At 64.6% G+C, this 9,813-nt stretch carries 8 protein-coding genes; 5 read left to right on the top strand and 3 right to left on the bottom strand.

Translation table 11 applies throughout. The features are described from left to right. Positions 1 to 1,611: AAA family ATPase (locus tag ACXWUF_RS12160; protein WP_458494933.1), on the top strand; the 1,611-nt coding region annotated here is incomplete at its 5' end. A gap of 105 nt (positions 1,612 to 1,716) precedes the next feature. Here the strand turns inward: ACXWUF_RS12160 and ACXWUF_RS12165 are convergent. The 3 genes from ACXWUF_RS12165 to ACXWUF_RS12175 form a co-directional block, all read right to left on the bottom strand. After that, positions 1,717 to 2,355 carry a lysophospholipid acyltransferase family protein gene (locus tag ACXWUF_RS12165; protein WP_458494934.1) on the bottom strand — a complete coding sequence of 213 codons (639 nt, stop codon included), beginning with the start codon at positions 2,353 to 2,355 and terminating at the stop codon, positions 1,717 to 1,719. 63 nt (positions 2,356 to 2,418) lie between these two features. Further along, the gene (locus tag ACXWUF_RS12170; RefSeq protein WP_458494935.1) at positions 2,419 to 3,360 is read right to left on the bottom strand and encodes a phosphatidate cytidylyltransferase; all 942 of its coding nucleotides are present in this window, start codon (positions 3,358 to 3,360) and stop codon (positions 2,419 to 2,421) included. Beyond that, positions 3,357 to 3,965, bottom strand: a complete 609-nt coding sequence (locus tag ACXWUF_RS12175; protein ID WP_458494936.1) for a CDP-alcohol phosphatidyltransferase family protein — start codon at positions 3,963 to 3,965, stop codon at positions 3,357 to 3,359. Before ACXWUF_RS12175 ends, ACXWUF_RS12170 begins: the two co-directional genes overlap by 4 nt. Before the next feature lie 323 nt (positions 3,966 to 4,288). Between ACXWUF_RS12175 and ACXWUF_RS12180 the strand changes: the two genes are divergently transcribed. The 4 genes from ACXWUF_RS12180 to ACXWUF_RS12195 all read left to right on the top strand — a co-directional run. Continuing rightward, a complete protein-coding gene (locus ACXWUF_RS12180; RefSeq protein ID WP_458494937.1) occupies positions 4,289 to 5,671 on the top strand; it encodes a L,D-transpeptidase family protein in 1,383 nt (460 codons plus the stop codon). 132 nt (positions 5,672 to 5,803) lie between these two features. After that, positions 5,804 to 5,962 carry a DUF7230 family protein gene (locus tag ACXWUF_RS12185; RefSeq protein ID WP_458494938.1) on the top strand — a complete coding sequence of 53 codons (159 nt, stop codon included), beginning with the start codon at positions 5,804 to 5,806 and terminating at the stop codon, positions 5,960 to 5,962. Between the two features lie 385 nt (positions 5,963 to 6,347). Continuing rightward, positions 6,348 to 9,146 (top strand): response regulator, encoded by a 2,799-nt coding sequence (locus tag ACXWUF_RS12190; RefSeq protein ID WP_458494939.1) that lies wholly within the window; start codon positions 6,348 to 6,350, stop codon positions 9,144 to 9,146. 389 nt (positions 9,147 to 9,535) lie between these two features. Further along, positions 9,536 to 9,813: NTP transferase domain-containing protein (locus tag ACXWUF_RS12195; protein WP_458494940.1), on the top strand; the 278-nt coding region annotated here is incomplete at its 3' end.

Below are 9,813 nucleotides of genomic sequence, written 5' to 3' on the forward strand. Positions count from 1 at the left end.
GAAATTATTCTTCTCCCACTTCCGGGCACGCCGAGATTACTGGTCAGTTTGAACCATCTTGACGATACCGCCGGTCGCGCCGCTCTCGCCGAAACCGCCGCCCACAAATTCCAATACCGCGCCGCCTATAAAGCCTGGGCCATACTTGCCCAAGAACAAGCTGAAGGCATCGCCTCCCTGGAAACCCTGGCCCGCTACGCCGACGGCCTCGACTGGTTCAACGAAGAAACCCCCTTAGCCGAAACCCTTCGCGCCCAACTCTTCACCCTCCGCGACATCAGCCAAGAAGTCGCCAGCGCCCTGGAAAGCGATTCCGCCACCAACCAACTGCGCCGCATGGCCGAGGCCAAACGCCGCCTCGACGCCCTCGCCAAACAACCCCCCGGCCCCTTCAGCACCGCCATTCGGCGCTGGTCCGACCTCATCAACACCGGACTCGAAGACGCCCGCCGCCGCCAACGCCAGGAAGAACCCATCCCCCAAGCCTACCAATGGGACGGCAAACCCGTCCGCCCCGACGGCAACCCCGACGAACGCATCCCCTTCAAAGGCCGCCGCGCCCTGTTCCGCCGCCTTGAACTCGCCTTGGGCAACCACGACGGCCCACGCCAAACCTACCTCCTCATCGGCCAACGCCGCAGCGGCAAAACCTCCGCCCTCCTGCAACTCGAACGCCGCCTCGGTGCCCGCGTCGTGCCCGCCTTCCTCGACCTGCAAAGCGCCACCCTCGGCGGTGCGGCGGACAGCGCGGGCCTCCTGCATGGCCTCGCCGCCGCCGTCAACGACGAAGCCCGCCGCCGTGGCGTGGTGCTGCCCGACCTCACCCGCCGCGAACTCGGCGCCGACCCTTACCCCGCCTTTGGCCGCTGGCTCGACGCCACCGAACGGGCGCTGGACGACCGCCGCCTGCTGCTCTGCCTGGACGAATACGAAGGCCTCGAACAAGGCATCGCCGCCGGGCGCTTCGACGAGCGGCTGCTCATGGCCCTGCGCCACACCGTCCAACACCGCCGCCGGGTGGACGTGCTGCTATCCGGCAGCCGCCAAATCGACGAACTCCCGCCCCACTGGGCCAGCGCCCTCATCAACACCCTCAGCCTCCCCATCAGCTTCCTGGAACCGGACGATGCCCGCGAACTCATCGTCCGCCCGGTGGCGGATTTCCCCGCCCACCTCTACCGCGACGAGGCGGTGAAACGGATTCTCCACCTCAGCCACGCCCAGCCCTACCTCGTCCAACTGCTCTGCGCCACCCTGGTCGAACGCATGAACAAAACCGGACGAATGCCGCCCGCCTCGCAAGTGGACTTGGCCGACGTGACCGCCATCATCCCCACCGCCTTGGAGCGGGGCGGCAACTATTTCAGCAACCTGTGGCACGGCCAAGCGGGCAGCGAAACCGCCCGGCTCATCCTTGAAACCCTCGCTCACCCCGCCACTTCCGCCCTGTATGCCGACGCGCTACGCAAGCTGGAACCGGACAACCGCGCCCTCAATACGGCGCTGCGGACCTTGCTGCGGCGGGAAATCGTGGAGAAAGGGGAGGACGGGCGGTACCGGATCGTGGTGCCCTTGGTGGCGGAATATGTGCGGGGGCAGCGGGTGATTTAAAGGGCTGCAAGCCTTGTGGCAGTTTCCCTCGTTTCCGTGCCGGAGGGATGAAAGCCACCCAACGCAAGTTTTGGACTCCAGTTTCGGTAAATCAGGAAACGGGCATCACTCCCAAGCCGCAAAACACCCCTCACCCGCCAACCGCTCCATCGCCGCTTCCAGCCCCGCCATAAAGCTCCCCCGCTCCCCTGTCCAGCGCAGTCCCTCGCCCACGAACACATCGCAGAAAAACGGCACCAGCACAAAATCCCCCTTCGGCAAGGCTTTCCCCAAGCCATGCATGAACACCGGAATCACCGGCACCTCCGGGAACCGCTCCGCCAGGTGAGCGACGCCGGTCTTGAACTTCGCCATCCGCTCCGGCTCGCCCCGGCTGCCTTCGGGAAACAGAATCAGAATATCGCCGCGCTGTAACGCCTCGGCGCAAGACGCCAGCGGGTCGGCCCCTCGTTGCGGGCGGCGGCTCAACGGGATGATGCCGATGATGTTGAGCGCGAACCAAGCCAGCAGCCGGTTACGCAAAAAATAATCCAGCGCCGCCACGGGCCGCACCCGAGGCAGCAGCTTGAGCGGCAACAGGGTCATCAACACCAGGGTATCGAGGTGGCTGTTGTGGTTCGCCACCAAAATAGCGGGACCGGCGGCGGGCAGAAGCTCGCGCCGCCGCACATTCAGACCCAGCACAATCAGCACCAGCAGGCGGGCGAACATCGCGAAGAATAGGAAACGCAGTAGCCGTGACATAGGGGGCACAAATTAAGGAGAAAGACCGACTCGGTTTTGAAAACCGAGTCGGTCTGGGCGGATTCAAAAATACAGGTAGCGCATGAAATGAAAGAACAAGGGCGCGGTGTAGGTCAGGCTGTCGATGCGGTCCAACATGCCGCCATGGCCGGGAATCAAGGCGCCGCTATCCTTCACGCCGATGTCGCGCTTGAGGGCGGAAATCACCACATCGCCGATGAAGCCCGCCCAGCCGATCAGCAACCCGGCGGCGACGGCGTGAGCCAGATTCAGCGGCGTCAGCCAGGGCGCCAGCAGCACCGCCAATCCGGTGGTGGTGAGGAAGCCGCCCACGAAGCCCTCCCAAGTCTTGTTGGGGCTGACCTTGGGAATGATCTTGTGCCGCCCCAGCAGCTTGCCCCAGATGTATTGGGCCACGTCGTTGCTCTCGGTCAGCAGCACCAGGAACAGCACCAGTCCCGGCCCGCCCGCCACGCTGTTTTGCGCTTCCGGCAGCACCAGCAGGAAGGCCAGATGGCTGATGCTGAACACCATGGTCATCAAGCCCCAATGCAGGGTGCCAGCGGCGCGGAGGAAATCCGCCGTCTCGCCGATCATCACCATCCGCACGGGCAAGAACAGGAAGGCATAGACCGGGATGAAGACGATGAACATGCCGTACCACGCCTTGGCGATCCACAGGAATTGCAGCGGGATGGCGAGATAGGCCCACAGCAATACCCGGCGGTCGGCGCGGCGGGTGGGGATGAGGCTCAGGTATTCCTTGAGGGCGAGGAAGCTGACGAAGGCGAAGAACACCAAGGAGACGTTGCGGTTCAGGCTCATGGCGGCGGCGAACACACTCGCCATGATCCACCAGGAATTCACCCGCTGGCGCAACTCCCGGTAATCCTTGCCGGGCGAGCGGCGTTGCAGCAGCCACACGATGGCCGAGGCCAGCGCCAGCACGCCGAACACCCCGGCCAGGGCGTACAGCACATTGGGTTTCACGGCCAGCCAGTTCATGGCGAAACCTCCCGCAAGGCTTCGCGGCAGCGATTGGTCGTGGTGAGCAAGGCCAAAAAGCACAACACCAGCAGCAGCCCATCCAGCCACAGGCCGGGCGTCACGCCCAATCCCAGCAGCAGGCCCACCGCGCCGATAACGAAGGCCCGGTCACTCTTGCCCAGTGGCCCGTCATAGCGGCGGCTGGCGCCGATTTGCACCGCCACCACCCCGGCCATTTCCGAAATCACCAACAGCAGCAGAAAACCCGCCACCCACAATCCGGTCACGCCCGGAATCGCCGCCAGCGGCGCATACAGGGCCAGGTCGGAGAACACATCGCCGAGTTCGTTCAGAATCGCGCCCAGCGGGGTCTTCATGGCGTGTTCCCGCGCCAGCATCCCGTCGATGGCGTTGAGGGCCATGCGGACGAACAGCACCACGGGCAGCAGCAAAAACGGCCAGCGGGCGCCGGGCTGTAGCGCCACGCAAAGGCCCGCCAGCAGCGACAAGAGCGCCGTTGCGAGGGTCACTTGGTTGGCCGAGACACCGGCTTGGGCCAGCCGGGCCGTGATGGGCCGCAGCAGGTTTTGGAAGCGCGGCTTGAGGTCGTAGATGGTGGGCATGGGGTTGTTCCGCGTAGGGGTTGATCTTAAAAACGACGGTTGAAGCCCCCCAACGCTCGTAGTCCCACCTTTAGGCGGCTATCTTTGCGATGGGTAGGCCGCCTGAAGGCGGGACTACCAGCCCCGCCCGGAAGTGTAATCGACTCCCGTGCCATGCGTCCGTTCATGCCTGTATCATTCCCACTCGACCGCTCCGGCAAATCAGGGCAAACTTTGATTAAAATCAGACGTCTCCTGAGTAGTGGGCCATGCCGCGATTCATTCAAGCCCTCGCTCGCCGCCGGATTCGTTGCGTTGTTCTATCTACGAGGTGAACTGTGAAAGTGTCGGAATCCGCATCCAAGGCTATGGTGCTTGCCCGCTGGCTCCTTATCGCGACGGCGGCGGGCGGGGGCGTCTTCGCCTATCAAGTAGTGGTGCCGTTCAGCCTGACCATGCCGCCCCTGGATGGCAACGCCAAGGTGGATCCGAGGGTTGCCATTGGCGTCGCGGCTTCGGGGGTGGGGGCGCGCTTGAGCCTGGTGGAATTGCGGGACGGCGCCGGGAATGTCGTGGCCCAGGCCGCCGACCCCAGCCAAACCCGGTTTGAATGGAAAACCCCCCTGGCCTTCGGTACTCGTTACACCCTCAAGGCCACGGCGGAGCGGCCTTGGTTCGGGCAGCGGGAAACCCGTGAATTGGCGTTCGGCACGGTGGAGATTCCCAAGCTGGAAGGCTTGCCGCAACGCACCCTGGAGCCGGACGCCTCCGTGACGCTACGGTTCGACCGCCCGGTCGGCGAACTGCGGGCCACGGGCGATATGAAGATAGAGGCGCGGCCCGACGCGGCCCACCAAGTGTTCCGGCTGGTCGCCAGCGGCTATGAGCAAGGCCGCAGCTACCCGCTGGCGCTGAATTGGCAGACGGACACCGGCGTGCCGCTGCCCCCGCTGCCATTGGAAATCACCACCGCGCCGCCACTCACCGCCACCCTCAACACCCAGGGGCTATCCAACCTGGGGCTGGCGATGCCGCTGCAAGTCACGTTCAGCGAACCCTTGGCGAGCCGCGACAATCCCGGCAAGCACATCGCGGTTAGCGCCAAGGACGGCAAGGGCGTGGAAGGCAAATGGCAGTGGGTCAACAAGCACCGCCTGCAATTCACGCCCCGGCCCACCTGGCCCGCGTCCACCGCCATCGAGGTGAGCATCGACCCCACGGGTCCCCGGTCGGCGCGGGGCGGATTCCTGGATAAAGCCCTCGCCGCCAGCTTCACCACCGGGCCGGATCGCCGCATCGTCGTGTACCTGGATGCGCAAAAGGCCGATGCCATCGAAAACGGCCAAGTGGTGCGGACTTTCCACGTCAGCACCGGCAAGGCGACCACGCCGACGGTCACGGGCAATTTCCACATCTATGCCCGCTTCCCCACCAAAACCATGCGCAGCCGCGCCAAGCCTGGCGAGAAGGGGCACTACGTGGTGGAGAACGTGCCCTACGCCCAATATTTCTACGAGGACTACGCCTTCCACGGCGCGTGGTGGCACAACGGCTTCGGCCATCCCGCCAGCCATGGCTGCGTGAATATGTCCACCCGCAAGAACAACAAGCGCTGGCCCAGCGCCGCCGAGGACGCCGGTTGGCTGTATCAATGGGCTTCGTTGGGCGTGCCGGTGTCCGTGTTGCCGAGCGGCGGGGCGGCGTCCACCCATGTGGCGATGCAATAGCCTTCGCCGGATGGATGCGCCCCGCCCGAAGAATAATGATGAACGGGTGGAGTTCAGGCCGGTCGATTTGATAAGCTGCCCCGTCGGCGCCATAACGCGCCGCCAACCCCACCACTCAACGAGACGTTACCCATGAGCAAGAAAAACCGACCGCCCACCGTGCCCTTGCACAATCCCGTCGCCAAGTTCGCCGGGAAATTCAACCGCGCCGCCACCTTCCGCGATGGCCGCGCCTACCAACGCAAGCCCAAGCACAAAGGCCGAGAGCCTTTACCGATCCGCGCCGCCTGATCGGTAAAGGCTTTCGGCCCCGCTAGATTCCACCCCCCCGCCAGCGCGGCTGTTCCGCTGACACCCTCCGCCCTTTCCGCCCAGCCCGTCTCCCGCCCCAATAGCCGGAGCAATGCGCTCGCCGCCCCCTTCCCCATAAGAAACCCGCCCTGGCGGCGTCGCAGGGGCGTGGGGATTCAATAGACATTTTTTACTTCGAGGCCCACCCCGCCGGATTTTCCGGCGGCGGGGGCGCGTAGGCTGTTCCAATCGAACCTAGAATTACTAGAGGACTTGCCGGGGCACTCATCCCCGCCCGGACATCCGGCCTATTCCTGGACCGGAATCATGGGCGGGCCGCGCCCAATGCCCACCTGCCGCGCTGTGACATACATATTGAGAAAAGATGGCTGAAACACAATCCATAGCCCGTAAGCTGAACAATATCGTCATGTTATCGACGGCGGTCGCGTTGGGGCTGCTGTTCCTGGCCTTCGCCGTCGGCCTCCTGGTCCATGAGCGCCGGGCCACCTACCAACAATTGGCCAGCTTGGCCGACGTAACGGCCAGCAACATCCAGGCGGCCCTGCTGTCCGGCGACAGCGACAGCGCCAAGGAAACCCTCCGCGCCCTGAGCGTGAAGCCCAACATCTTCTGCGCCCAGATCATCGGACGCAAGGACAAGGTCTTCGCCGAGTACCGCCGGGAAGGCGCCCACTGCCTGCCCAGGCACACGCTGGAATCCGAGGAATCCGGCAGCGATTTGGGCTGGGGCCAATTCATGGAAATGGAATCCAGCCTAAGCCGCCCCATCCTCCTGCACGGCGACGCCATCGGCGCGGTGTCGATCCAGGCCGACCTGCGGGAGATGTGGCAAGGACTGGCCCGCAACCTGTTGGCCCTGGCGTTCGCCACCCTGGTTTCATTCTTTCTGGCCGTGGGCCTGTTGATCCGGCTGCGCCGCCAAATCACCGCGCCCATCGCCAAGCTGGCCGAGGCCACCCGCGACATCTCGGAGAGCAAGACCTATTCGCTGCGGGTGCCCAGGCACGGGGAAGACGAGCTGGGCATGCTGATCGACGGCTTCAATGAAATGCTGTCCCAAATCCAGACCCGGGACCAAGCCTTGGAGCGGCACCGGGAGCATCTCGAGCAGGAGGTGGAGGCCCGCACCGCCGAGCTGCGCGGCGCCAAGGAAGCAGCGGAAGCCGCCAGCCGGGCGAAATCCCAGTTCCTCGCCACCATGAGCCACGAAATCAGGACGCCCATGAATGGCGTGCTGGGCATGGCGGACCTGCTGCTGGACGGGGACTTGAGTCCGACCCAGCAACGCTATGTGGAAATGCTGCACAGGTCCGGCGAAGCCCTGCTGGCCCTCATCAGCGACGTCCTGGATTTTTCCAAGATCGAGGCGGGCAAGCTGGAACTGGAAAGCCTGGACTTCGACCTGCACCAAACCGTGGGCGACGTGGCCGAATTGCTGGCCGAACGCGCCCACGGCAAGGGGCTGGAACTGGTTTGCCGCATCCGCGACGACGTGCCGAACTGGGTCCGGGGCGATCCTGGCCGGTTGCGCCAAGTGCTGGCCAACTTGGTGGCGAACGCCGTCAAATTCACCCATCGGGGCGAAGTCGCCATCACCGCCACCCTGGCCGAAGGTCTTCCCATCAATGCCGACACGGCGACCATCCGCTTCTGTGTGCGGGACACCGGCATCGGCATCGCCGAAGAGGCCAAGGCGGGGCTGTTCAGGGCCTTCTTCCAAGCCGATGGCACCACCACCCGCCGCTACGGCGGCACCGGCCTGGGACTCGCCATTTCCTGGCAGCTGGTGGAATTGATGCACGGCCATATCGGCGTGGAGAGCGCGCTGGGCTATGGCTCGTCCTTCTGGTTTGAGTTGCCGTTGGCGGCGGCGGCGGAACCCGCGCCCCAGGCCATGCTCGCGCCCGGCGACTTGGCGCGGCAGCGGGCGCTGGTGGTGGAGGACAACGACACCACCCGCGACATTCTGTGCGACTACGCCAAATCCTGGGGGATGCGGGTGGATGCGGTGACCGATGGCGAACAGGCGCTAGCCTCATTGCGGGCGGCGCAGGCCAGCGGAGACCCCTATCGGTACGGCCTGTTGGACATGGAAATGCCCGGCATGAATGGCATTGAACTGGCCCGCCGAATCAAGGCCGATCCCGCCCTGGCGGGCATCCGGCTATTCCTGTTGTCGTCGAGCAGCGGCGAGGGCGAGTCGCGGGAGGCCCGCGAAGTGGGCTTCGCGGCCCGCATGAACAAGCCCGTGCGGCGGGCCGACCTGCAGCGCTGCCTGCTGGAAGCGGGCACGCTTCCAGCCCCCGAGCCGGAAAGTCCAGCCACCAAGGCGCCAGCCCCCGCGCCGGACGCGGCGGAAGGCGGCGGCGGACGCCTGCTGTTGGTGGAGGATAGCCAAGTCAACCAAATGGTGGCGCTGGCGATGCTCAAGGGACTGGGCTACGCGGTGGATGTCGCCAAGAACGGCCTGGAGGCCGTGACGAAGGCCAGCCAGGGCAAGTACGACTTGGTGCTGATGGATTGCATGATGCCGGAAATGGACGGCTACGCCGCCACCACCGAGCTGCGCAAGCGCCAAGCCTTAGGGCTGATCCCGTCCTTCCCCATCCTGGCCTTGACCGCCAACGCCGTGCAGGGCGACCGGGAGAATTGCCTCGCCGCCGGCATGGACGACTATCTCGCCAAGCCTTTCAAGCGTGAGCAATTGCGCCAGATGCTCGACCGCTGGCTGGTCCCCCCGGTCCACGAAGAGCAAGCGGCCCCATCATGGGCGGAGACCCATCCACCGGCGGAGGCAGCGGTCATCGACACGACGCCCTTGGAGGCGCTTAGGACGCTCCTGGAAGGACAGCAAGGCGACGCCTTAATCCAAGAAGTGGCGCAGCTATACCTGCACGACGCGCCCAAGTTGCTGGATGCCCTGGAAAAGGCCCATGCCGCGGGCGATCCCACCGCCATCCGCGCCGCGTCCCACACGCTGAAATCGAACAGCGGCCAAGTGGGCGCGGTGGCCGTGGTGGAACTGTGCCGGGAGGTCGAGGAAGCTGCCCGCGAGGGGCGCTATGACCATAGTGGCGAAGCCTTGACGAAGATCCGCCGGGCCTTCGCCGCCGCCTCGGTGGCGTTGGCGGCTTACCTTAAGGCGGAAGGCTTGGCCTAAGTTCAAGCGCGCAGGGCAATCGCGCCATGCGATTTCCTCCCTCGCCCACCGGGAGAGGGTTGGGGTCACTGCCTGCCATTAAGTTAGGCGATTTCCGAAAATGCTTGTCACCGTTGATCTGGATGTAGGATGGGTAGAGCGTACTCGCGAAACCCATCGAGCCGGACACAGGGTGATGGGTTTCACTTCGCTCTACCCATCCTACAGGTATGTCTTTTCCTGGAAATCGCCTTAAGAACCCTCTCCCGGTGGGAGATGGAACGAAATCCAAAAACCTACACTTGCAAGCTGTCCATTCCCCCAACCCCGTATAATTGCCCCGCCTGAATGCCGCAACGGCTTCCATGCCTTCAATCCTTCCGTTTTTCCCCAACCAACGGACTCAAACAATGCCCCTCGAAATCATCATCCTGGCCGCAGGTCAGGGCACCCGCATGAAATCGGCCCTGCCCAAAGTACTGCACCGCATCGCCCACCAATCCCTGCTGGAACACGTCCACGCCCTGGCGACCTCCCTGGACGCCCGCAAAATCTCCATCATCTACGGCCACGGCGGCGAGCAAGTGTTGAAGAAGCTAGCCCACCTCGACGTGGTGTGGGCCGAGCAGAAACAGCAACTCGGCACCGGCCACGCGGTCATGCAGGTGGCCGACGGCATCGGCGACGA

Source organism: Methylomagnum sp. (assembly GCF_054333355.1).